Here is a 23871-nt window from a genome sequence, read left to right on the forward strand (position 1 = left end):
TGTGCGCACCATCGCTGCCGCCTGGTGTCCGCGGCCAGAATTGGCAATGGCGCCGGGAGACACCGGCCCCCGGCCCCCGAGAACCGCTCGGAGGGAACGACAGCCGATACTCGGCCCAACCAAGGAGCACTCCATGATCCAGAGTCGCCACACCGCCACCTTCTCCGCCCTTCGCCGCAGCCCCCGCGTGCTCGTCGGCGTCGCCGCGCTGGGGGTATTCAGCGCCGTTGCCGTTCCGGCCGCGGTCGCCGCCACCAGCACGTCCAGTCCCGTCTACTACGCCTGCGCGAGCAAGACCTCGGGAGCCTTGCGCCAGGTCGGCGCGTCCACGGCCTGCAGGAGCTGGGAGAGGCGCATCTCGTGGAACCAGCGGGGCGTACCCGGCACGCCCGGCAAGCAGGGGCTGACCGGCGCGACCGGCTCCGCTGGTCCGACTGGTGCCACCGGTCCGACTGGTGCCACCGGTCCGACTGGTGCCACCGGTCCGGCTGGTGCGACCGGCGCGCCGGGTCTGTCCGGCTACCAGGCGGTCAGCTCGACCTATCAGCTGCCCGGCCTGAATGCCGGAGAGTTCCGTACCTACTGCCCCGCCGGAGAGCAGGTGCTGGGAGGCGGATACACCTCGGACGTCAACGTGCAGAACGCCCCGCAGGTCAATCTGGTCGCTGCCGGGCCCATGGACGGGACCCCCACGGGTGACTACTACGCGGTGACCCTGTCGAACTTCCAAGACCCCACCGCGACGGGCAGCACGGTCAACGTCACGGTGACGGCGACCTGCGCCACGACGACGACAGCAGGCGGCGCGGCGGCGGCGCGGCGGCTCACATCGGCGCCACGGCCCGGAGTCGTGCACCTGCAGCGCCTCACCGCGGTCCGCTGACCGGAGCAGGGCTCGGGCCGTGGTCGCACGACCACCTCGGCCCGAGCCACCAGGCGGCGTCGGCACGTGCCCGACGGGCATAACCGCGCTCGATCAGGTCGGCGAAGGCGAGGTCGGCCACCGCCAGATCCTCCAGATCCGACGCGTGCCGGATCATCTGCTCGCCGATCGCCTCCCAGAGCATTGGGCGTTGCCGCACCGACAGCCCGTAGCCGTCCATCAGGGCGGCAAGGTTGCGCCGCTGCCGCTGCCGAACGTCCTCCTCGGAGCCGATGCCGTACTCCGCGTGCCACCAGCTGCCCACCATCAACGGAGCCCAGCGCCACGCGGCCCAGGCCACGTCCTCGAGGGGGTCTCCGGGACGGACAAAGTCCCAGTCCAGCACGACCAGCGAACCGCCGGTCCGTCGCACCGTGTTGTACGACGACACGTCATGGTGCACGAGCACCTGACCCGGTCCCAAGGCCGCGCCGGCGGCGCGTCGCCACGGCGTGGCCGGGTCGAGGCGCAGCCCCACCTGAGCGGACTGGAAGTCACGAATCCAGCGGCCGATCGCCCAGCACGCCTCGGGCGTTCGAAACCACGCCGGGAGAGGGTCGGTGACCGACAACGTTCCGACCTCGCCGGGAACGAAGGCCAGGATCTCACGGTCCGACTCGTCGATGCCGAGAACCCGCGGCGAGCCGGCGAACCCGACCGACTCCAGATGATCCAGCAGGTTGTGCACGGCGGGCGTCCAGTGGCCGACCGAGCGTCGGACGGTATCGCCTACCCGGACGACCACCGTGGTATTGCCGCCGCTCAGCTCTTCCTCCTCGGCCATGTCCGGAGTCTCGCATGCCGACGACCCGCCGGCCCAGCGCTGAGCGCCCGTCGCAGCGGGCGCCCAGCGTTCGACCCCGGCCTCGTCGCTCACCGACCCGCGGCGACCGGGTCCTCGTCGGTGACGGCCGGGCGGGATGCCCGAGTGGGGTTCGGATCGGTCGCGGGCATCAGCAGCAGGACCAGGAGCAGCGCGGCAGAAGCCAGCAGACCCGCGGCGAGGAACCCGCGGTCCGCGCCCGTGACGAAGATCTCGATCGCGCGCGATGACGCACCGGTCACGGCGGCCGATCCGTGCCCGGCGGTCGCAAAGATGGTCACCAGCACGGCGAGGCCGAGCGACCCGCCCAGTTGCTGAGTGACGTTCACGAGGCCCGATGCGACACCGGAGTCCTCCGGCGCCACATTCGCAACACCGGCCGAGGTCAGCGGAATGAAGGCAGCGCCGTTGCCGAGACCGAACAGGACCAGCGCCGGCAGCAGCTGCCCATAGGTGCTGGTGGCGCTCAGTGTCGACATCCAGAACAGTCCCGCCGAGGCGGCGAGCAGGCCTACCGCCGCGATGGAGCGGATCGAGGCGCGGTGCGCCAGGAACCTTGCCACGATCTGGGAAGCGGCGAAGATGCTCACCGGGATCGGCAGGAACGCCAGCCCCGACTGCCACGGTGTCCAGCCCAGCACGAGCTGCATGAACTGGCTCATGAAGAAGAACGTCCCCATCGCACCGGCCACCAGCAGCAGCCGGGCGAGGTATGCCGTGCTGCGCTGCCGGTCCGCGAACAGGTGCAGCGGCACGACCGGGTTGCCGATGCGCAGCTCCACGGCCACGAAGGCCACGAGCAGCAGCACGCCGATGCCGAAGGCTCCCGTCGTGCCGAGGTCGGTCCACCCGTCGGAGGCGGCGCGGATGAATCCGTAGACCAGGCTCGACATGCCCACGGTTGCCAGCACGGCGCCGGTGACGTCGATCCGGCTGCGATGGCGGGTCATCGCCGGCAGGGTCCACACCGCGAGGACGAGGATCACGGCGCCGATGGGCACGTTGACGAAGAAGATCCAGCGCCACGAGGCGATCGAGGTCAGCACCCCGCCGGCGATGAGGCCGACTGCGGCGCCGCCGGCCGAGACGACGGTGTACCAGCCGATGGCGCGAGTCTGCTCCCGCCCCGGTCGCACACTGCCCATGAGCAGCGCGAGCGCGGAGGGTGCGGCCAGCGCCGCACCAACTCCCTGAGCGGCTCGAGCCGCGAGCAGCAGGGTAGCCGTCTGGGCCAGTCCACCGGCCAAGGAGGCCAGGGTGAACATCGCCAGGCCGGTGATGAAGACCCAGCGACGCCCGAGCACGTCGCCGGCCCGCGCGCCGAGCAGCAGCAGGCCACCGAAGGCCAGGGTGTAGGCGTTGACGACCCAGGACAGGCCGGACGGCGACATGTGCAGCCCTTCCTTGATGTCCGGGAGGGCAATGTTGACGATCGCCATGTCGAGCACGAGCATCAGCTGGGCCATCAGGACCACTGCGAGGATGATGGTGGTGTGTGGCCGCGCGGCGCGTTGCACCGGTACGGTCACGGATGAGGAGCTGGAAGTAGACATGCAAGTCCTTAGTGGTACGGAGTACCATGAATGCAGAAGCGGAGAGAACCTCCGTTTGATAACTATACGGAGGGTTACTCCGTTTACGCAAGGGTTGTGACGACCGTGACGACTGGCACCACCGACAAGCCGCTGCGCGCCGACGCCGCGCGCAACCGGCGCAAGCTGCTCGATGCCGCGACGCAGGCCTTCCTCACGCAGGGTGGCGACGTGCCGCTGGACGAGATCGCGCGGTCCGCGGGGGTGGGCATCGGCACGCTCTACCGGCACTTCCCCACGCGCGAGGACCTGGTGCTGGAGATTTACGGTCAGCAGGTCGACGCGCTGGTGCAGCAGTCCGAAGAGCTGCCCAAGACGCTGCCGCCGGGCGAGGCGCTGCATGAGTGGATGCGCGGGTTCGTCGACTACTACGCGGTCAAGATGGGCATGGTGCACCTGCTGCGCTCGATGATGGACGGGCAACCGGACACCTTCGCACGGGCGAGGGCACAGATGCAGGCGGCGGCCGAGCACATCCTCGCCCCGGCCATCGAGGCCGGCGTGGTGCGCAACGACATCACCGCCCAAGAACTGACGCGGGCACTGGGTGGGATCTGCCTGGCGAGCCCCAACCCGGAGGGGCAGGAGACCTCACTGGCTCTGGTGGACCTGGTATTCGACGGCCTGCGTTACGGCGCTAACGCGTAGGCCACCGACTGCGCTCAGTCCACCACCACGACGACGTCGCCCTCCTGGACGACATCCCCCGCCGTAACTCGCACAGCGGTGACCGTGCCGGCGAACTCTGCAACCACCGGGATCTCCATCTTCATCGACTCCAGCAGCACGAGCTCCTCGCCGGCCGCGATCCGTTGGCCGACCTGCGCGGTCACCGAGGCGACATTGGCCACCAGGTCGGATGCGATCTCCTGGGTTGCCATGGGCCTCATCTTGTCACCGCTTGCCCGCCGACTACGGGAGTATTCGGGAGAACAGCGGCGGCGCGCTGCGATGGTCGTTGTCGGCAGTCAGCGTTCGTCGACCATCAGGTCAATGGTGTAGTCCTCGGACCGGTAGCAGTGGTCGCCGAACTCGATGGCCTTGCCCTCGGAGTCGAATGCCATTCGGGTCATGGTGAGTACGGGCTGGGTGCCATGGATCCGCAGGTGCTTACGTTCGGTAGGTGTGGGTTTCCGAGCGCCGATGCTTTGCCGCGCGACGACCGGGCGGCAACCTCGCGCGCGTAGTGCTGCATACAACCCGGTTTGTTCCAGGTCCTCGCGGGTGATGTCGGCATGAGCGGGAGGCAGCCAATTGTGCAGGATGGCAAGGGGGCTGCCCTCGGCCGTTCGCACGCGCACGATCGACAGGAGCGGCGTGGTAGCCGGCAGGTCGAGTGCGCTTGCGGCGCGCTCGTTGACCACGGTCTCTCGCTCCAGCACGAGAGTGCCTGGCCTGCGGTCCTCCCGCTCCAGCTCGTCGTAGAGGCTGGACAGCTCGAACTTGCGGTGCACCTTCCGGTTGGCGACCCGCGTCCCGAGGCCACGCCGACGGATCAGCAGGCCTTGGTCGACCATCTCCTGGATCGCTCGGCGCACGGTCGGGCGGGACACCTGTAGCCGGGTGCCCAGTGCCACCTCATTCTCGAACGGATCTCCGGGCTGCAGCTGGCCGTCGGAAATTGCAGCCGTGAGCTGGCGTGCGAGTTGGTGGTAGAGCGGGATCGGCGAGTCGCGGTCGATGCTCACGGCGATCAGCTGAGGTGACATACGGGGAGGATACGCTGAAAATGCTATTAAGTACCCATATGCGAATGTCAGGACAATCTCTCGATAGCGTGTTAAGGTCTCTAGCGAGTGATCTACCTCACACGGATCACCATTGATTCGAAGGGATAATCCCATGCGCATCGGTCTGGCAGGAGTTGGGCGGATCGGGGTGTTCCACGCTCAGACCCTGCTGGGCCTTGATGAGGTTGACCAAGTCGTGGTCGCCGACCTGGTCCCTGAGACGGCGCAGCGGGTGGCGACCTCTCAGGGGCTTGAGGTGGCGAGCGACTTCGAGGCGCTCCTGGCGTCGGGCCTCGACGGGATCGTCATCGCAACCGCAACGCCCGGTCACGCCGGCCTGCTGCGTCAAGCGGTCGCCGCGGGGATGCCGGTCTTCTGTGAGAAGCCGGTGGCGGCCACGCTCGAGGAGACCATCGACCTGGCTGCACTGTGCATGGCAAGCGACACCCCGGTCCATATCGGCTTCCAGCGGCGCTTCGACGTCGGCTACCGCAACGCGAAGGCCGCGGTGGACTCCGGTGAGCTCGGCTTCATCCACACCGTTCGGGCGAACACCAATGACCAGTCACCGCCGCACAGTTCATACATGCCGACCAGTGGCGGCATCTTCCGAGACTGCAACGTGCACGACTTCGACATCCTTCGGTTCGTCACCGGGCGCGAGACTGCAACGGTCTATGCGACCGGGGCCAACAAGGGCGCCGACTACTTCACCGAGGCGGGAGACGTGGACACCGGCGCGGCCCTGCTGACCCTCGACGACGACACCGTTGTTCTCGTGTCCTCCACGCGGTACAACGGCGGCGGCCACGACGTACGGATGGAGGTCATGGGCGAAAAGGGCACGGTGACCGTCGGGCTGGACCACTCCCTGGCTATGCGGTCGGCCGAGGAGTGCGTCGACTTTCCCAAAGGCCCACAGAAGTGGTCGTTCATGGAGCGGTTCCAGCCGGCCTACGAGGCCGAGCTCGCGGCGTTTCTCGACGTCGCGGCGGGGCGTATCCCGAGCCCGTGCACCGTGGCCGACGCGCTGCAGGCGTTCCGCACCGCCGAGGCGTGCGAAATCTCTCGCGCCGAGCACCGACTGGTGTCGCTGTCCGAGATCAAAGGAGCCTGACCGATGGCCACGCCGATCGGCAGCCGGATCGCCGGCGCGCCCATCTCCTGGGGAGTATGCGAAGTGCCCGGCTGGGGGTACCAGCTCCGGCCCGAGACCGTGTTGACGCAGATGCGTGAAGTCGGCCTGGCAGCGACCGAGTTCGGGCCTGAAGGGTTCCTGCCCGACACTTCCGCGGACAAGGCATCCACTCTGGCCGGCCATGGACTGAAGGCGGTCGGGCAGTTCGTGCCAGTCGTCCTGCACGACGCATCGGTGGATCCACTGCCGACCGTGGATGCGGCGATGAGCGGTCTCACCGCGGCCGGCGCGAGCACCGTGGTGCTGGCCGCAGCGACCGGGCAGGACGGGTATGACGAGCGGCCCGTGCTCGATGACCCCGGCTGGGCGACGCTGCTGGCGAACCTGGATCGAATCAACGCCGCGGCGCGGGACCGCGGTCTGGTGGCGACCCTGCATCCGCACGTCGGCACGATGATCGAGTCAGGGGAAGAGACTGAGCGGGTCATCGGCGGCTGTGCGATCGGCATCTGTCTGGACACGGGACACCTGGTGATCGGCGGAGGTGACCCGGTGTCGCTGGCGCAAGCACACCCGGACCGGATCGTTCACTGCCACCTCAAGGACGTCCACCTCGACTGGGCACGCAAGGTGCAGTCCGGCGCGGCGTCCTACACCGACGCCGTTGCGGCCGGGATGTATGCGCCGCTGGGTCACGGGGATGTCGACATCGCGGGCATCATCCGGGCGTTGGAGTCTGCCGGATATGACGGCTGGTACGTCCTGGAGCAGGACACGGTCCTGGCGGGCGCACCGGCCGACACCGGCGTCGACCCGCGCGCTGATGTGCGCACCTCGTTGGAGTTTGTCCGCCGCGCCGGGGGTGGACAGTGATGGCTACCGCCGACTTCGACGTGATCACCATGGGGCGTACCGGCGTCGATATCTACCCGCTGGACCACGGCATCGGACTTGAGGATGTCAAGACGTTCGAGAAGTTCCTGGGCGGCAGCGCGACAAACGTGGCGGTTGCCGCAGCCCGGCACGGGCGGCGCGCGGCACTGATCACCCGGGTCGGGCATGATCCGTTCGGTCGGTACGTCCGGCGGGAGGCGGCCCGGTTGGGCGTCGACCCGGCCTACATCACCGAGATCGGCATGCCCGGACCCCCGACCCCGGTGACCTTTTGTGAGGTCTTCCCGCCGGACGACTTCCCGCTGTACTTCTACCGATACCCCACGGCACCGGATCTGCTGATCGAGCCGGCCGAGCTCCCGATGGACGCCATCCGGGCATGCGGCGTCTTCTGGTCGACGGTGACCGGCCTGTCCCAGGAGCCCAGCAGGCAGGCACACTTCGCGGCCTGGCAGGCGCGAGAGCGCCGCACCCACACCGTGCTCGACCTCGACTACCGGCCGATGTTCTGGTCAGACCCGAGAGCTGCCCACGAGCAGGTCGCCCAAGCGCTGGAGCACGTCACCGTCGCCGTTGGAAACCGCGAAGAGTGCGCGGTCGCGGTGGACGAGACCGAGCCGCAGCGAGCAGTCGACGCACTGCTGGCGCATGGACTGGACCTGGCAGTTGTGAAGCAGGGGCCCAAGGGCGTGCTCGCAGCGACTCGCGATGAGCGGGTCGAGGTGCCACCATTCCCCGTCGACGTGGTCAACGGGCTCGGCGCCGGCGACGCGTTCGGCGGCGCGCTCGTGCATGGCCTGCTGAGCGACTGGGACCTGCGCACGACGATCGAGTTCGCCAACGTCGCCGGTGCGATAGTCGCCGGGCGACTCGAATGCTCCACGGCGATGCCGACCTCGTCCGAAGTACGGAACGCGCTCGCGTCCCGCGCCGAGGCTGCTTCGGGAGCAACGGGAGGCGCGCACTGATGGACGTCGCGAAGATCACCGAGATCCGGGCTCGTGAACCCGAACGGATCGGCGCGTCCTGGGCGCGGCGGGCGCGCCGGCCCCTGCTCGCCGAGGACGGGAACCTGCTTCTGGTGGCTGCCGATCACCCGGCGCGAGGCGCGCTTGGGGTGCGCGCCGACCAGCGGGCGATGTCCAGCCGCGTCGACCTGCTGGATCGGTTGGCGACCGCACTGTCTCGCCCCGGGGTGGATGGGGTGCTGGGCACGCCGGACATCCTGGACGACCTGCTGCTGATGGGAGCACTGGAGCACAAGGTCGCGGTCGGTTCGATGAACCGAGGTGGCCTGCAGGGCGCGAGTTTCGAGATGGACGACCGGTTCACGGCATACACGCCGGAGGCGTTGGCCGCGCAGGGCCTCGATGGCGGGAAGACCTTGACCCGGATCTGCCTGGGGGACCCGGCGACCGTCGCGACGTTGGAGGCGACCGCAGCCGCGGTCACGGCGCTGGCGGAGCGCAACCTGATGGCGATGATCGAGCCGTTCTGGTCGGTGCGGGACGGCGACCGGATGCGAAACCTGCTCGACCCGGACAGCACCATCTTGTCCATGAGCGTGGCCGCCGGTCTCGGCGCAAGCAGCGCGCACACCTGGCTGAAGGTCCCGGTGGTCGACGAGCTGGAACGCGTCATGGCCGCGACGACGCTGCCGACCCTGCTGCTCGGCGGTGACCCGACCGGTGACCCGGACGAGACCTATGCGTCCTGGGGTGATGCGCTGGCCCTGCCCCCGGTGCGCGGACTTGTCGTCGGTCGAGCCCTCCTCTACCCGCACGACGGCGACGTGGCGGCTGCCGTCGACATCGCCTCCGAGCTGGTGCACGGAAAGCCGTCGACGAGATGAAGGACGACGGACGCTGGTTCAAACCGCTCGGCACCGCTACGACGGACGGCTGGCCGGTCGCCGTGGACGCGTCCGAACCCGGGTGGGAACACACCGCACTGCGGGTGGCCACTCTCGCCGCGGGTGACCGGCGCGAACTCAACTGCGGCAGCTGGGAATATGTCGTGGTCCCGCTCTCCGGCAGTGTCCGGGTGCAGGTGCGTAGCGCGGACGGAGCGGCGCACGACATCGAGCTGGCCGGGCGCCGCTCCGTCTTCGCGGGGGTCACCGACGTCGCCTACGTCCCGCGGGAGGCCCACCTGGTCCTGACCGGACCGGCACGCGGCACATCGAAAGTCGCGCTGTGCGGCGCGCACGCCACCAAGCGTGAGCACCCCGTGGCGTTCCGACACGTCGCTGCGACGGACGTCCCGGTGGAGCTGCGCGGCGCCGGGCAGGCGTCCCGCGAGGTGCACAACTTCGCCATTCCCGCCGTGCTGGACGCCGACTCGATCATCGCCTGCGAGGTGATCACCCCGGCCGGCAACTGGAGCTCCTACCCGCCGCACAAGCACGACGAGGAGCGAGCCGGCCAGGAGACCCAGCTGGAGGAGATCTACTACTTCGAGCTCCAGCCAGAGGCCGGGTCCGGTGCTCCGGAGGGTGCGGAACCCGTCGGATACCAACGGGTCTACGGCACGCAGGACCATCCGATCGAGGTGCTCGCCGAGGTCCGGACGGGCGATGTCGTGCTGGTGCCGCACGGCTGGCACGGCCCGGCCGCGGCGCCGCCGGGCTACGACCTGTACTACCTCAACGTGATGGCCGGGCCGGGGCCGTCCCGGGCGTGGCTCATCTGTGACGATCCGACGCACAGCTGGGTGCGGGACACCTGGTCAGGGCAGGACATCGATCCTCGACTTCCTTTGGGGGGCAACGCATGACCGCCAGTGTCCGACTCACTGTCGCCCAGGCGATCATCCGGTTCCTCGCGGTGCAGTGGACCGAGCGGGACGGCGAACGGCAGCGGCTGTTCGCCGGCGTCTTCGGAATCTTCGGGCACGGCAACGTCGCCGGCATCGGGCAGGCTCTGCTACAGCAGGAGATCGCCGCCGGCGGTCACCCGGACCTGCCCTACGTGGTTGCTCGCAACGAACAGGCCATGGTGCACGCTTCGGTCGCGTATGCCCGGCAGCGAGACCGACTGCAGACCTGGGCCTGCACGGCCTCTGTCGGCCCTGGGTCGACCAACATGGTCACTGGTGCCGCGCTGGCCACCATCAACCGGATCCCGGTGCTGCTGCTACCGTCCGGTCCGTTCGCCACTCGTGTCTCGGCGCCGGTGCTGCAGGAGCTCGAGGCGCCCTACGCGGGTGACATAACGGTCAACGACGTGTTCCGTCCGGTGTCCCGCTACTTCGACCGGATCATGCGGCCCGAGCAGTTGCCCTCCGCGCTGCTGGCCGGCATGCGAGTGCTCACCGACCCAGTCAACACCGGCGCGGTGACCCTCGCCCTGCCCCAGGACGTGCAGGCCGAGGCGTTCGACTGGCCGACGGAGCTCTTCGCCGAGCGGACCTGGCACATCGCCCGTCCGGCGGCTGAGGCTGCGCGGATCACCGCTGCGGCAGAGGTGATTCGCTCCGCGCGCCGCCCGATGTTCGTCGTCGGCGGCGGAGTGCACTACTCCGGCGCCGAGCACGCGCTGCAGGCACTCTGCGAGGTGACCGGTATCCCGGTCGGGGAGAGCCAGGCCGGCAAGGGGTCACTGCCGCACGGCCATCCGCAGGAGATGGGTGCGGTCGGCTCGACGGGCACGACCGCGGCCAACGGCCTTGCTCGAGACGCGGATGTCGTGATCGGGGTCGGCACCCGCTACAGCGACTTCACGACGGCCTCACGCACGGCGTTCCAGGCGCCCGGGGTCCGGTTCGTCAACATCAACATCGCCGGCTTCGACGCCGGCAAGCAGGCCGGTCTGTCGGTCGTCGCAGATGCCCGAAAGGCACTGGAGGCGCTCCTCCCCGAGCTCGCCGGGTATGCCGTCGACGGAGAGTACCGGGACGAGCAGACCCGGCTGTGGGCCCAGTGGGACGCTCAGGTCGAGCAGGCCTATCATCCGCCCGCCGCGGTCACCGAGCAGTTGGCCGAAGGGATCCTGACGCAGGGCAGTGTCATCGGCTGCGTCAACGAGCTGTCCGACCCACGCGACGTCGTCCTGTGCGCGGCCGGTTCGATGCCCGGTGACCTGCACAAGCTCTGGCGGGTGCGCGACCGCAAGGCCTACCACGTGGAGTACGGCTACTCGTGCATGGGTTACGAAGTGCCCGCGGCGCTGGGCATCCGACTGGCGGACCGGTCACGCGACGTCTTCGCCATGGTCGGCGACGGCGGCTATCTGATGATGCCGACGGAGCTTGTCACGGCGGTTCAGGAGCGGGTCAAGGTGATCGTCGTGCTGGTGCAGAACCACGGGTTCCACTCGATCGGCTCGCTGTCGGAGAGCCTCGGATCGCAGCGCTTCGGCACCCGCTACCGGTATAGGACCGATGATGGCCGTCTCGATGGCGAGCGGCTGCCGATCGATCTGGCGGCCAACGCGCGCAGTCTGGGCGCCCAGGTCATCGAGGTGCACTCTCGCGCCGAGCTGGAGTCCGCGATCGCTGAAGCCAAGCGCGCACCCTCGGACGGTGGTCCCGTCGTGATCCACGTGGAGACCGATCCGTTGATCGATGCTCCAGACTCGGACTCCTGGTGGGACGTCCCGGTCAGCGCGGTCTCCGAGCTGGATTCGACGCGAACCGCCTACACGACCTACACCCAGCACAAGGCGGCGCAACGCGCCTACCTCGAACCACCTGCACCGAAAGGCGTTGGCGAATGACTCGACCGCTCAAGCTCGGTAGCGCCCCGGACAGTTGGGGTGTGTGGTACCCGGACGACGCGCGACAGACCCCGTGGGTTCGATTCCTCGACGAAGTCGCGCAAGCGGGCTATACCCGGATCGAACTCGGACCCTACGGTTACCTGCCCACCGAGCCCGAGCAGCTGAAGGATGAGCTCGGTAGGCGTGGCTTGGAGATGACCGCCGGGACCATCTTCGAGCACCTGCACCGAACCGACTCATGGGACTCGACCTGGAAGGACGTGTCCGATGCCGCCCGTCTCACTGCAGCGATGGGAGCCGAGCACCTGGTGGTCATCCCAGACTTCTGGCGTGACCCGTCCACAGGCGAGATCATCGAGGATGCGCAACTCACCGATGGGGAATGGCCGGTGTACGCCAGGCGGATGAACAGGCTTGCCAAGGCGATTCGGGACGAGTTCGGCCTTCGGATCCAGTTCCACCCACACGCCGACTCCCATGTCGACACGCAGGTGAACGTCGAGCGATTCCTTGCCGAGACCGATCCTGCCCTCGTCTCGCTGTGCCTCGACACCGGGCACATCGCCTACTGCGGTGGTGACAATCTCGATCTGATCCGTCGCCATCGCGAACGGATCGGCTACGTCCATCTGAAACAGGTGGATCCTGCCGTCGTCGACCAGGTGCACCGGGACGGCATCGGCTTCGGCCAGGCCGTCGCGATGGGCGCGATGTGCGAGCCGCCGCTTGGGGTGCCCGAGATGGGACCGATCCTTGCCTCGCTCGCCGAGCTCGACCAGGACATGTTCGCAATCGTCGAACAGGACATGTACCCGTGCGTGGCCGACCAGCCGTTGCCGATTGCCACCAGAACCCTGACCACCCTGCACGCATGCGGGCCGCTTCGATGAATGGCACAGGATTCTCGACCAACGCGACCGAGCAGACGAGCGGTGGACCGAAGCGCGTCGAAAGGTCTATATCACCCCCCGAACCATCGCCCGCCAGGTGCGATGGCAGCCCGAAAGGTAGAAAGAGATGAACCGGAAGAACCGCACCATGATGGCCGTGGTCTGCGCCGCAGCCGCCGTATCGCTTGCGGCCTGCAGCTCGACAGGCGGTAAGAACGCTACTTCGACCGGCAGCTCAGGTGCCGCGAACAGCGCAGCCGCAGTCGCCGGCAAGGCGAGCACCCCGACGATGACCGTGGCGATGATCACGCACGCCCAGCCAGGAGACACCTTCTGGGACATCATCCGCAAGGGTGCCAGTGCGGCAGCCCAGAAGGACAACATCAATTACACGTACTCCAATAGTGCGCAAGCGCCACAGGAGGCGCAGCTGATCCAGGCCGCCATCGACAAGAAGGTCGACGGCATTGCGGTGACCGATCCGAACACCCCCGCGCTCAGTGCCGTGATCAAGAAGGCTGTAGCGGCCGGCATCCCGGTGTCGATGTTCAACGCCGGTGAGAAGGACGCGATGAGCCTCGGTGCGATCGGCTACTTCGGTCAGGACGAGCTCGTCGCAGGCAAGGCGGCCGGCAAGCGTCTCGCCGCGGAGGGTGCCAAGAACGTCCTCTGCGTCGACCAGACCGCGGGGCAGCAGCAGCTGCTGGATCGATGCAACGGCACGAAACAGGGCCTCGGATCCGAAGGCAAAATGGAGCAGATCAACGTCGACGGAACCGATGACTCGGCGGTCACCTCGTCGATCCAGGCCAAGCTCGCACAGGACCCGTCGATCGACTACGTGCTGACCCTCGGGGCTCCGTACGCGTTGGACGCCGTGAAGTCCGTGTCCAACGCGAACAGCAAGGCCAAGGTCGTCACGTTCGACACCAACCAACAGCTCGTTGGCGCGATCAAGAGCGGCAAGGTGCTGTGGGCCGTCGACCAGCAGCCCTACCTGGAGGGCTACCTGGCCATTGACTCGCTGTGGCTCTACAAGACCAACGGCGACACCATCGGCGGCGGCCAGCCGGTGCTGACGGGACCATCGTTCATCGACTCCTCCAACATCGCCGCGGTGGCGAAGTACGCCGCCAAGGGCACGAGGTGACCCACCGTGGCCACGACGACGGTGGACCCGAACCAAAACCCGACCGACGACAGGGTCGGTGCCAGGTCGCTGTCCGCCCGCACGTTGAGCAGACCGGAAATTGGTGCGCTTCTCGGCGCAATCGCGGTCGCAATCTTGTTCCTCGCCGTCGCGCCGGCTTTCCGGGAGGTGCCGACGGTCGGCACGATCCTCTACCAGTCCGCAACCATCGGGATCATGACAGTTCCGGTGTCGCTGCTGATGATCGGTGGAGAGTTCGACCTGTCCGCGGGCGTGGCCGTCACGAGTTCGGGCCTGGCGACCGCACTGATCACCTGGGAGTTCGGCCTCAACGTATGGACCGGGGTCGGGATCGGGCTGGTCGTCTCGTTGGCAATCGGCGCATTCAACGGCTGGATCCTGCATCTGACCGGGTTGCACAGCTTTCTGGTGACCCTCGGTAGTTTCTTCATCCTGCAGGGAGCCAACCTGGGGCTCACCCAGGCGATCGCCGGGGGTGTCAGCTCCCCCAACCTCCAGAACGTGCAGGGCTGGGACAGTGCGCAGTCGTTCTTCGCCGGAAGTGTCACCATCGGTTCGCTTCCGTTGCAGGTCCCGATCCTGTTCTGGATCGTCCTGGTGATCATCGGCGCCTACGTGCTCCTGCGCACCAGGGTCGGCAACTGGATTTTTGCGGTAGGCGGAGACGCGGAGGCCGCTCGGGCCGCCGGCGTTCCGGTGTTCTGGGTCAAGATGGGGCTGTTCATGGCAGTCGGCTTTTGTGCCTGGCTGCTCGGCATGCACATGCTGTTCAACTACAACAACGTGCAGTCCGGCAACGGGGTGGGCAACGAGTTCATCTACATCATTGCCGCAGTAATCGGTGGCTGCCTGCTCGACGGCGGACTCGGATCGGTGATTGGCGGCGCAATCGGCGCACTGATCTTCGGGATGACCCAGTTGGGCATCACCTATGCCGGGTGGGACCCCGACTGGTTCAAGGCATTCCTCGGTGCAATGCTGCTGCTCGCCACCGTGGTCAACCTCATCGTCAGAAAGAAGGCGGATCAGAAATGACCGCTTCTATCGAGACCGGCATCGAGATGCCGGACAACCCGACAACACCGATCCTCGAGCTGATGGACGTCGGCAAGAGTTATGGCAACGTGCACGCCGTTCGAGGGGTCAACATCACCGTGCGTCAGGGTGAGGTGACCTGCGTGCTCGGCGACAACGGCGCCGGCAAGTCCACCCTGATCAAGGTGATCGCAGGACTGCACGACTACACCGATGGAGAGATGCGGGTCAATGGCGAGATCCGGCACTTCCCGTCTCCTCGGGTCGCACTCTCGTCTGGCATTGCGACGGTCTACCAGGATCTCGCACTGGCGCCGCTCATGTCGGTCTGGCGAAACTTCTTCTTGGGCAACGAGATGCACAAGGGAATCCTCGGCACACTGGACACGAAGTCGATGAAGCGGATCTGCGGCACAGAGCTGAGCAAGATGGGGATCGTCATACCCGACCTCGACCGGCCGGTGGCACGACTGTCCGGTGGCCAGCGACAGTGTCTTGCGATCGCGCGAGCGATCTACTTCGGCGCCAAGGTCATCATCTTGGACGAGCCGACCGCCGCACTGGGCGTCAAGCAGTCAGGCGTCGTGTTGAAGTACATCGTCAAGGCGCGAGATGCCGGGCTGGGCGTCATCTTCATCACGCACAACCCCCATCACGCCTACCTGGTGGGCAGCCACTTCATCATCCTCAAGCTCGGTCGAGTCGTGCTGGACGAGCACCGGGACCGGCTGACCCTGGAGCAGCTGACGACGGAGATGTCGGGCGGACAAGAACTGGCAGACCTGAGTCACGAGCTGGAGAGCATGGATCCGGCGAAAGTGGTTGCGCCGACGCAGGGCAAGGCGCACGTCGCCGCACCTGAGCTGTCACGTGACGAGCTGGCCGAAGTCGTAGCGGAAGAGAAGGAGACGGAATGAGTGTGCTGCGTGTCGGAATCATCGGAGTCGGCATGATGGGAGCCGATCACGCGGCCCGGGTCGCGCATCGCTCGGCCAACGCGGCGCTGGTCGCGATCGCCGATCCGGACCAGGACCGGGCCGCCCGGCTCGCGGCCCGGTTTGACGGAGTGCGGGTCATCTCCGACCCCATGGAGCTGATTGCCGATCCGCAGGTCGACGCCGTCATCATCGCTTCGCCCGGCTCGGTCCACGAGGATCAAGTACTCGCCTGCATCGTGCACCGGAAGTATGTGTTGTGCGAGAAGCCGCTCACGATGGACAGCGCCTCCTCACTGCGACTGGTCGAGGCCGAAGCCGTCGCGGGTGCGCCCCTGCTGCAGGTCGGGTTCATGCGCCGATTCGATCCCGAGTACGCCCAGATGAAAAGGGTCCTCGACTCCGGGCGGCTCGGACGGACACTGCTGCTGCACAACACGCATCGCAACAAGTCCGTCCCGAACCCGGACTTCCGGTCGGAGATGATCGTGCGCGACTCACTCGTGCACGAAGTCGACGTCGCACGTTTCCTGTTCGGTCAGGAGATCACCTCGATCACCGTCTTGTCACCGGCTCCGACCTCGCACGCCCTACCGGGCGTCGCCGATCCACAGGTGTCCATCTTCACCATGGCCGGCGGTGGGATGGTGACCTCGGAGGTCTTCTGCAACTGTCAGGTCGGCTACGAAGTACGCTGCGAGGCGGTCGCCGAGCGTGGCACGCTGATTGCCGGACGCCCACAGACCGGCCTCTACTCGACGGTTGCCGGCGCCGAGCACGGCTCCTGGGGCGGTGAGGTGCACCCGGACTTCACGACGCGATTTGCTCGAGCCTACGACCTGGAGGTCCAGTCCTGGATCGACGCATCGCGCCGCCGGCAGGTCGTCGGCCCCACCTCGTGGGACGGCTATGCGGCCACAGCCGTTTGCACCGCGGGTATGCAGTCGCTCGCGACGGGTGAGCCGGTCACCGTGGATCTCGCGGACCGGACGCTGGTCGGTGCCTGACACACCACTTGGGCGAACGATGGAAAGGGCCATCTCGACATGAAACTTGCCCTGGACCCATATATGTTCCGGGACGTCCCACTGCTGGAGCTGCCTGCGCTGGTCGCGCACCTGGGGTATGAGTGGATCGAGCTGTCACCACGGGAGGACTTCACGCCCTTCTACGCGCACCCTCGTGCCGATGATGCGAGAGTCCGCGCATTCCGTAAGGCCTTGTCGTCAGCGGGTGTCAGCGTCTCATCCGTTCTGCCGCTGTACCGGTGGAGCGGGCCGGACGAAGACGACCGGCAGGCGGCGGTGCGCTACTGGAAGCGCGCTATCCAGATCACCAGCGACCTGGGCGTGGACACCATGAACAGCGAGTTCAACGGGACGAAGCTGGAAGCTGCGCGGTGCGAGGCGCAGTTTTGGCGGTCGATGGACGAGCTGCTGCCCGTGTTCGAGAAGGAGGGGATCCGGTTGGTACTGGAGCCCCATCCCTACGACTGGGAGGAGGACGGCAGAGCGGCCGTGGACATCATCCGCGCCATCAACAGCCCGCTGGTCTCGTTCCTGTACTGCGCGCCACACACCTTCCACCAGGGCAACGACTGCCTCGGGATCATGCAGCACGCCGGTGAGCTGCTGAGCATGGTGCACGTTGCCGATTCCTACGACCACACCGTGTCCTCGGGCCAGCGCTACATCGTCAATCCTCCCGGTGCGCAGGTAACGGTCCACCAGCATCTGGATATCGGGCAAGGTGACGTCGACTTCGAAGAGTTCTTCAGCACGCTGGAGCAGGTCGGTTTCGACGGCATCGTCACCTCGTGTGTGTTCGCCTGGGAGGACCGCGCGACCGAATCGAGCATCTTCATGCGCGACACCATTCGTGACTACTTGAGTGGTTGGGCAAGTCCTTCCCGCCTGGAGTCGTCGATCACCTGATGGACGTTAAGATAGGGCGAGCGAAATACTGCACTTGAGGAGTCATTCGACATGCTGGACCGGACCTCGACGGGTCTGGTCGTCGTCCCAGGCTCGGCGGCCCTCAACTGCGTGTGAGAACCGGTCCCTGAGCCGGCGCATCCGGGTAGCGTCCCGGTAATCAGGCCCGCCTGGTGCCGGTCGTGCGGGCCGGATGGATCAGTGACTCCGCTTGGCGTCCGCGAGTGTCTGCAGGGAGTGCGTCAGCTGATCGAGTGACGCATCCGAGGTCAGCGCAGCGCGGACGACATCGGCCTGGCTCGGTGGGCACATCCCGTCGACAGGCTGGTCGCGGTCCAGGTTGGTTGGGAACGGATAGCCCTCGGCCGTCGCGGCGATCACGTTGTCCAGGTCGCGGTCCGGCCGACCGGCCGACTTCTCCTGCCGAAGGATCGGGTAGATCGCGTTGAGCATCCGCTCCCGGTCGACCGACTCCATCGCCCTGCCGAACGCGGAGGAGATCTGCAGCAGGTTGGCCATCCGCCGGATGCTCGAGGAGACGTTCGATCCGGCAGCGTGGAAGAGCGCGGGATTGAAGAACACCGCGTCACCCATGTGCAGGGGCAGCTGCACGTGGTGGGACCTGAAGTACTCCTGAAACTCCGGGAGCCAGTAGGCCAGGTACCCGAGGCGGTACTTCTGGGAGTGCGGCAGGTAAAGGGTCGGCCCGGACGCGAGCGGCATGTCGACGTGCGCGACGGCGCCCTGCAGCGTGAGCACGGGTGACAGGTCGTGCGCGTGGGCGGGGTACGTCGCGGACACCTCGGGCGACTGGAATCCGAGGTGATAGTCGCGATGCACTGTCTGGCCGACGCCACCGGGGTTGACGACATTGATCTGGGAGGTGACCTGGTAACCCGGACCCAGCCAGGCTGTTGCAGCCAGCGCCACCAGGTCATTCGCGTAGTAGTCGACGAATCCACGAGGATCATCGACGGCCAGCTTCTCCAATGCGTTCCAGACCCGGTCGTTGGTTCCCGGCGCGGCGAAGTGGTCACCAGCTTCGACGCCGGCACCATGCTGCGCGTCGATGAGCACCTGGAACGCGGCGGTCACCCGGTCGAGGACACCGACGTCGAACGCGCCCTCGACGACCACGATGCCCGGCCCCTGCGACAAAGCGTGCGACAGCTCGTCGTATGCCGACTCACGGCCGGCAGCGGACGACCCGGCCCGCACCAGATCGGCCGCCTCGTAGACCAGGATGCCCTGTTCGACCCTGCGCGCGAGCGGATAGTCCTGCGCCGGGGTGGTGTCGCGCAGGACAGCCAGGAGGTCCTCAAGGCGGCAGTCTTGTGGCCGCAGGCGCGACGGTCGGCTGGGCTGCAACTGCTGCGTATTCATGCAATCTCCCTGAGGTGGGATGGTGACTGGCGATCAGCGCGGACCATGAGGGCACCTTGATGCGGTCAACATCACAATGTGAGGACATAATGATGTTAGCATTTAGGGATGCTTCCGCGTAGTCTCCCGGTGCCTCGCACGCCGGACTCCCAGACGGCTCCGCGACTGCGATGGGGGATCCTTGGAACCGGCTGGATTGCGGAGCAGTTCGTCCGATCACTGCAAAGGCACACTCGACAGGTGGTTCAGGCCGTCGGATCCCGGACGCTGCCCACCGCCCAGCGCGCCGCCGACCGATGGGGCGGGGCTACGGCATACGGCTCGTATGCGGGGCTGGTCGCCGATCCGCGGGTGGACGTCGTCTATATCGCGACCCCTCACCACCTGCACTTGCCGAATGCCCTGCTTGCGATCGAGGCCGGCAAACATGTGCTGGTCGAGAAGCCGATCGGGCTCAGCGCCGACGAGGCCCGCACGATGCACCACGCAGCGCGGACTGCGGGTGTCTTCTGCATGGAGGCGTTGTGGACGCTGTGTCTGCCCAAGTACGACGTCATCCGGCAGCTGCTTACGGACGGGGTGCTGGGTGAGCCGACGGCGGTGCTCGCCGACATCGGAGAGGCCTTCGCAGCCGACCACCGAATCCTGCGCCCTGACCTCGCCGGTGGACCGCTGCTGGACCTGGGCACCTACCCGGTCATGCTCGCGACATGGGTGCTCGGCGACCCGGACATTGTGCAGGCGGTAGGCACTGCGGCCACCACGACGATCAACGGCCAGCTCGCGATCACGCTGCATTCACCCAATGCGGTTGCGGCACTGCATACCACGCTGCAGGCAGTCACCCCGACCACTGCGGTGATCGCCGGGAGCGAGGCGACCATCTCCATCGAACGGTTCTTCTACCGGACCGGACCATTTGCCCTGACCGGGCGGGACGGCGCACGCCTGGAATTCGACGAGCCTGCGGTGGACCATGACGCATTGCACTTCGAGGCCGCGGAGGTTGCTCGCTGCATCGCGGACGGTCAGACGGGCTCGCCACTGCGACCGATGGCCGACACGGTTCGCACGCTGGCCGTCATGGACCGAATCCGGGAGGCAGTTGGCATCACGTTCGATGAGGCGATCATTGCGCGTCGCTGAGCCCGGGCCACTCGGAGGCAAGACGACGGAGCGGTCCTGGCATCCATGTCTGCAGACGCCATGACGCCTGCGAACACCCTGCGTGGTCCACGGAAGATGATCCTGGTTGCTGCGCTGGTGTGCGGTGCCTTCGGCATCGGGACAAGTGAATTCCTGGTCATGGGGCTGCTCCCGCAGATCGCGGCAAGTCTGTCCGGACAGCTATACCGGAGAAGCCCTAAGGCTGCGATGGCGACCACGGGGTGGATGACAGCAGGGTATGCGCTCGGCGTTGCGACAGGTACGGTCGTGATGCCTTTCCTGCTGCGGAAATCTCAGGTGCGGGCGGCTCTTATCTGGTGTGCTGCAAGCATGATGCTCTGGACGTTGCTGACGGCCCTGAGTCCTTCACTGCCGGTCGCGATCACCTTTCGCTTTCTTGCCGCATTGGCCCATGCGACGTATACGGGACTTGCATCCGTCGTCGTTGCGCGCCTACTTGGGCCAAATCATCAAGGTCGGGGTAACGCCGTGGTGATCGGCGGTCTTACAGCGGCCAATCTCGTTGGCGTACCACTGTTCACCGCAGCCGGCTCTGGGGGCGCATGGCGGGTCATGATCGGCCTCTGCTCGATTCTTTTCGCGGCCCCGGTGGTCGCTCTTGTGTTCATCAGCCTTCCAGCGCTGTCCGATATCCCTCATGCAGCAGTTCGAGCAAGGGCGACAACCAGACAGTCCCTGACGTTGATGGCAGCGATTACTCTGCTCGCCGGCGGCGGTTTTGCGATCATGACCTTTGTCGCACCGATATCTCGGTGGTCCGAGGGTTCTGTGGCAGTGCTTCCCGTTGCCGCGTATATGGCGATCTTCGGTGTCGGCATGAACGCGGGAAATGTCATCGGTGGCTGGGCCGCCGATCGGGCCGCAGGCGTTTCGGTGGTGTGCTTCGGTGCGGTCGGGATTACGGGGACCGTGATGCTCCTTCTTCGGCTCTGGCCAGGGGTCACCACCGGCGTAGGCATCGCGATGATGGGCATCCTTCTCGGGGGTGTCAACCCCGGCGCGATGGTCCTGTACATGCGAGAGCTGCCGCACCGGCCACGCCTGGCAGCATCCCTTGCATCCGGCACAGCCAACCTGGGGAGCTTCATAGGCTCTCTTGCCGGTGGAGCGCTGCTGGCGACTCGTGGCGTTTCAGCAGCCGTGGCAGGCGGTTTTGCCCTCACCGCTATCGGACTCCTGGTGTTTCTTGGGCGCGGGTCACCGAGCGGCAGGTCACTCGCCGCGAGCGGGGGGACGGCAGCAGAGCGGACATCCTGACCACCGCAGCCGGTTCAAGTCCGTGATGCAGCATCAACCGGCTCGTCTGCCTGCCTCCCCGGATTGCACTGCGGCCGTAGTCGTCCGGACGATGAGTTCCGGCTCGATCGTGACCGATCCGGCCGCAGTCCCGCGTTCCAGACGGTCGGCCACGGCCCGCACGGCCTCGGCGCCCAGCCGTGCGGCATCCTGTCGCACGGTGGTCAGCGCGATGTGCGGATAGGCCGCCTCCGTGATGTCATCGAACCCGACGACGGATAGGTCATCCGGCACTCGGACGCCCGCCCGGCGCACCACGTCGATGAAGCCGAGAGCGCAGCGGTCATTGAACGCTGCCACGCCGGTCGGTCGATCCGAACCCAGGCCAAGGAACACCCGTGCGGCCTCGGCACCCTCGAGCTCGGTGACGCCGCCTGGAAGCAGCGCTTCGGACAAGCCGGGGGAGTGGCGGATGCCGACGCGGTAGCCGCGGCGCCGGTCGGCCGCACCCGCGGCCCGGCCGCCGTCGAGCAGGGCGATGCGGGTGTGGCCGAGCCCGTGCAGGTGCTCGACAGCGAGCCGCAGGCCGGCAGCGTCGTCAGTCCGCACCACGCCGATGTCCTCGGCGTGGACGTTGCGCAGCACGCTGACCACCGGCAGTCGTGCAGCGAGCCTGGCCAGGTCCGTGCGTGACTGCTGGGCCCCGAGCAGGATGAGTGCCTCGCACCGCTCAGCGAGTAGCGTCTCGACGGCCTCATCGTGGGCGCGCGAGGCGGTGACGCCGCTGAGGACGATCTCGTATCCGGCTGTGTCGCCATGGCGGTAGAGGCTGCCCAGCAGGTCGCCGTGGAACGCATCGCCCACGTGGAACGCCACGCCGATCGTCCGGCTCCGGCTGCGGCCGAGCCGGCTGGCCCGCCTATCGGGCCGGTAGTCGAGCCCCACGGCGGCGTCGAGCACTCGTTGCCGGGTGGCATCCGATGCCCCGGGAACTCCACGGAAGACGATGGAGACCAGCGCACGGGACACACCTGCCTGCGCCGCGACATCCTCCATCGTGACCCGGTGACCATACATGGCTCGCACCCTAGTCGTCCCTCTGCGGATTTCTCGTCGGCGCCTCCGGCAATGCGTGGTGGCGACTCCACCGTGCGTTCCATCGGATCTCGCCATGCTCTTGACTCGGCGCGGTGTCTTGTTCTTGAATGCTTTAACTAGAGCGCTCTAGTTAAAGCATTCAAGGAGCATCCATGACTCACCGCAGCCCGGTTCGCATCGGCCTCATCGGCACAGGCCGCATCGGCACCCATCACGCGACCACGCTCGCACGCCGCCTCAGCGAAGCCGATCTTGTCGCGGTAGCCGACTCTGCCCCGGGTCGCGCGCAACACCTTGGGGAGGCACTTGGCGTGCCGTGGCTCACTGATGCGCATGCCCTGATCGAGCGTCCCGACATCGAGGCGGTCGCCATCACCTGCTCGAGCATCGCCCACTCGGAGCTCGTCGTAGCGGCGGCGCAGGCCGGCAAGGCGGTCTTCGTGGAGAAGCCGATGGCACTTACGCTTGCCGACGCAGACCGCGCCATCGCGGCCTGCCGTGCGGCGGGAGTGCCGCTCCAGGTCGGCTTCAACCGCCGGTTCGCACCCGAATTTCGGGCTGCACACGACGTTGTGGTCGACGGTGGGATCGGCACACCACAGCTCCTGCGCTCGCTCACCAGGGATCCGGGGCTGGCCGACCCCAGCGCCGTCCCACCATGGACGATCTTCACCCAGACGCTGATCCATGACTTCGACGTCCTGAGCTGGTTCAATCCCGATGCCCGGCCCGTGGAGGTCAGTGTCATGGCCGACGCGCTGGTGGCGCCCGACTATCGCGACGCGGGCCTGCTCGACACCGCGGTGGTGACCATCCGATACGACAACGGCGCGATCGCCGTGGCCGAGGCGAGCTTCGCTGCTGCATACGGATATGACGTGCGGGCAGAGGCATTCGGCTCTCGCGGCATGGTCGCAGCCGGCAGCCCGTCTCATCTGCACACGACCCATTGGAACGCGGACGGGGTGTCGAGTCCGACGGCGCGCGCGGACACCGAGCTGTTCGCCGAGGCGTATGCCGGGGAGCTCGCCGCCTTCTGCGCAGTGGTGCGAGACGGCACCCCGGCAGCGGTCGGCGGGACGGACGCTCGCGCGGCACTACGTATCGCGCTTGCGTGCATCGAAGCGGTCGAGACGGGCGCCACCGTGACCATCCACGACGCGGACCGGGCCGGTGTGCGGTGA

General features: G+C 67.1%; 23 protein-coding genes. 17 read left to right on the plus strand and 6 right to left on the minus strand.

Features of this window, described 5'->3' with window-relative positions:
- Window positions 1-133 precede the first annotated feature (133 nt).
- On the plus strand, window positions 134-883 hold the full coding sequence (locus FGL98_RS25205; protein WP_186525953.1) for a collagen-like triple helix repeat-containing protein: 750 nt from the start codon (window positions 134-136) through the stop codon (window positions 881-883).
- Here the strand turns inward: FGL98_RS25205 and FGL98_RS03400 are convergent.
- Both FGL98_RS03400 and FGL98_RS03405 read right to left on the minus strand, forming a co-directional pair.
- A complete protein-coding gene (locus FGL98_RS03400) occupies window positions 867-1799 on the minus strand; it encodes a phosphotransferase (RefSeq protein ID WP_146315247.1) in 933 nt (310 codons plus the stop codon). The two genes, FGL98_RS25205 and FGL98_RS03400, sit on opposite strands and share 17 nt — an antisense overlap.
- The gene (locus FGL98_RS03405) at window positions 1796-3298 is read right to left on the minus strand and encodes an MFS transporter (protein ID WP_146315248.1); all 1503 of its coding nucleotides are present in this window, start codon (window positions 3296-3298) and stop codon (window positions 1796-1798) included. Before FGL98_RS03405 ends, FGL98_RS03400 begins: the two co-directional genes overlap by 4 nt.
- Window positions 3299-3394: 96 nt before the next feature.
- Between FGL98_RS03405 and FGL98_RS03410 the strand changes: the two genes are divergently transcribed.
- Window positions 3395-3985, plus strand: coding sequence for a TetR/AcrR family transcriptional regulator (locus tag FGL98_RS03410; protein WP_222431995.1), 591 nt, complete (start codon window positions 3395-3397; stop codon window positions 3983-3985).
- A gap of 14 nt (window positions 3986-3999) precedes the next feature.
- On the opposite strand, the gene FGL98_RS03415 is transcribed toward FGL98_RS03410, so the two are convergent.
- A complete protein-coding gene (locus tag FGL98_RS03415; RefSeq protein WP_146315250.1) occupies window positions 4000-4218 on the minus strand; it encodes a biotin/lipoyl-binding carrier protein in 219 nt (72 codons plus the stop codon).
- An 87-nt stretch (window positions 4219-4305) separates the two neighbouring features.
- Complete coding sequence (locus tag FGL98_RS03420) at window positions 4306-5046, minus strand: GntR family transcriptional regulator (RefSeq protein WP_146315251.1); 741 nt, start codon at window positions 5044-5046, stop codon at window positions 4306-4308.
- Between the two features lie 133 nt (window positions 5047-5179).
- Here FGL98_RS03420 and FGL98_RS03425 point away from each other — a divergent pair, with 133 nt between their 5' ends.
- The 12 genes from FGL98_RS03425 to FGL98_RS03480 all read left to right on the plus strand — a co-directional run bounded on the left by FGL98_RS03425 (window position 5180) and on the right by FGL98_RS03480 (window position 17782).
- Entirely contained in the window at window positions 5180-6184 is a 1005-nt protein-coding gene (locus FGL98_RS03425; protein ID WP_146315252.1) for a Gfo/Idh/MocA family protein, read from the plus strand.
- Window positions 6185-6187: 3 nt separating this feature from the next.
- Window positions 6188-7078: a sugar phosphate isomerase/epimerase family protein gene (locus FGL98_RS03430; RefSeq protein WP_146315253.1), complete on the plus strand. Its 891-nt coding sequence runs from the start codon at window positions 6188-6190 to the stop codon at window positions 7076-7078.
- The gene (gene iolC, locus FGL98_RS03435) at window positions 7078-8067 is read left to right on the plus strand and encodes a 5-dehydro-2-deoxygluconokinase (protein ID WP_146315254.1); all 990 of its coding nucleotides are present in this window, start codon (window positions 7078-7080) and stop codon (window positions 8065-8067) included. Before FGL98_RS03430 ends, iolC begins: the two co-directional genes overlap by 1 nt.
- Complete coding sequence (locus tag FGL98_RS03440; protein ID WP_146315255.1) at window positions 8067-8951, plus strand: Cgl0159 family (beta/alpha)8-fold protein; 885 nt, start codon at window positions 8067-8069, stop codon at window positions 8949-8951. The genes iolC and FGL98_RS03440 overlap by 1 nt, the downstream gene beginning before the upstream one ends.
- Window positions 8948-9874: a 5-deoxy-glucuronate isomerase gene (gene iolB, locus FGL98_RS03445; RefSeq protein ID WP_146315256.1), complete on the plus strand. Its 927-nt coding sequence runs from the start codon at window positions 8948-8950 to the stop codon at window positions 9872-9874. The genes FGL98_RS03440 and iolB overlap by 4 nt, the downstream gene beginning before the upstream one ends.
- Window positions 9871-11814, plus strand: coding sequence for a 3D-(3,5/4)-trihydroxycyclohexane-1,2-dione acylhydrolase (decyclizing) (gene iolD / locus FGL98_RS03450; RefSeq protein ID WP_146315257.1), 1944 nt, complete (start codon window positions 9871-9873; stop codon window positions 11812-11814). Before iolB ends, iolD begins: the two co-directional genes overlap by 4 nt.
- Window positions 11811-12707 carry a TIM barrel protein gene (locus tag FGL98_RS03455; protein ID WP_146315258.1) on the plus strand — a complete coding sequence of 299 codons (897 nt, stop codon included), beginning with the start codon at window positions 11811-11813 and terminating at the stop codon, window positions 12705-12707. Before iolD ends, FGL98_RS03455 begins: the two co-directional genes overlap by 4 nt.
- A gap of 127 nt (window positions 12708-12834) precedes the next feature.
- Window positions 12835-13857, plus strand: coding sequence for a sugar ABC transporter substrate-binding protein (locus FGL98_RS03460; RefSeq protein ID WP_146315259.1), 1023 nt, complete (start codon window positions 12835-12837; stop codon window positions 13855-13857).
- A 6-nt stretch (window positions 13858-13863) separates the two neighbouring features.
- Window positions 13864-14913 carry an ABC transporter permease gene (locus FGL98_RS03465; RefSeq protein WP_186525955.1) on the plus strand — a complete coding sequence of 350 codons (1050 nt, stop codon included), beginning with the start codon at window positions 13864-13866 and terminating at the stop codon, window positions 14911-14913.
- Window positions 14910-15830 carry an ATP-binding cassette domain-containing protein gene (locus tag FGL98_RS03470; protein ID WP_146315260.1) on the plus strand — a complete coding sequence of 307 codons (921 nt, stop codon included), beginning with the start codon at window positions 14910-14912 and terminating at the stop codon, window positions 15828-15830. The genes FGL98_RS03465 and FGL98_RS03470 overlap by 4 nt, the downstream gene beginning before the upstream one ends.
- The gene (locus FGL98_RS03475) at window positions 15827-16855 is read left to right on the plus strand and encodes a Gfo/Idh/MocA family protein (RefSeq protein WP_146315261.1); all 1029 of its coding nucleotides are present in this window, start codon (window positions 15827-15829) and stop codon (window positions 16853-16855) included. The genes FGL98_RS03470 and FGL98_RS03475 overlap by 4 nt, the downstream gene beginning before the upstream one ends.
- A 39-nt stretch (window positions 16856-16894) precedes the next feature.
- Entirely contained in the window at window positions 16895-17782 is an 888-nt protein-coding gene (locus FGL98_RS03480) for a sugar phosphate isomerase/epimerase family protein (RefSeq protein WP_146315262.1), read from the plus strand.
- Between the two features lie 198 nt (window positions 17783-17980).
- Here the strand turns inward: FGL98_RS03480 and FGL98_RS03485 are convergent, their stop codons facing one another.
- Window positions 17981-19165: a phytanoyl-CoA dioxygenase family protein gene (locus tag FGL98_RS03485; protein WP_146315263.1), complete on the minus strand. Its 1185-nt coding sequence runs from the start codon at window positions 19163-19165 to the stop codon at window positions 17981-17983.
- Between the two features lie 108 nt (window positions 19166-19273).
- Here FGL98_RS03485 and FGL98_RS03490 point away from each other — a divergent pair, with 108 nt between their 5' ends.
- Window positions 19274-20311: a Gfo/Idh/MocA family protein gene (locus FGL98_RS03490; RefSeq protein WP_146315264.1), complete on the plus strand. Its 1038-nt coding sequence runs from the start codon at window positions 19274-19276 to the stop codon at window positions 20309-20311.
- 96 nt (window positions 20312-20407) lie between these two features.
- Window positions 20408-21610, plus strand: coding sequence for an MFS transporter (locus tag FGL98_RS03495; protein ID WP_281289146.1), 1203 nt, complete (start codon window positions 20408-20410; stop codon window positions 21608-21610).
- A gap of 33 nt (window positions 21611-21643) precedes the next feature.
- Here FGL98_RS03495 and FGL98_RS03500 read toward each other — a convergent pair whose 3' ends face one another.
- Entirely contained in the window at window positions 21644-22666 is a 1023-nt protein-coding gene (locus FGL98_RS03500) for a LacI family DNA-binding transcriptional regulator (RefSeq protein WP_146315266.1), read from the minus strand.
- Window positions 22667-22839: 173 nt separating this feature from the next.
- Between FGL98_RS03500 and FGL98_RS03505 the strand changes: the two genes are divergently transcribed.
- Complete coding sequence (locus tag FGL98_RS03505; protein ID WP_146315267.1) at window positions 22840-23871, plus strand: Gfo/Idh/MocA family oxidoreductase; 1032 nt, start codon at window positions 22840-22842, stop codon at window positions 23869-23871.

The sequence above is a fragment of the Leekyejoonella antrihumi genome (assembly GCF_007845645.1).
Classification (GTDB): domain Bacteria; phylum Actinomycetota; class Actinomycetes; order Actinomycetales; family Dermatophilaceae; genus Leekyejoonella; species Leekyejoonella antrihumi.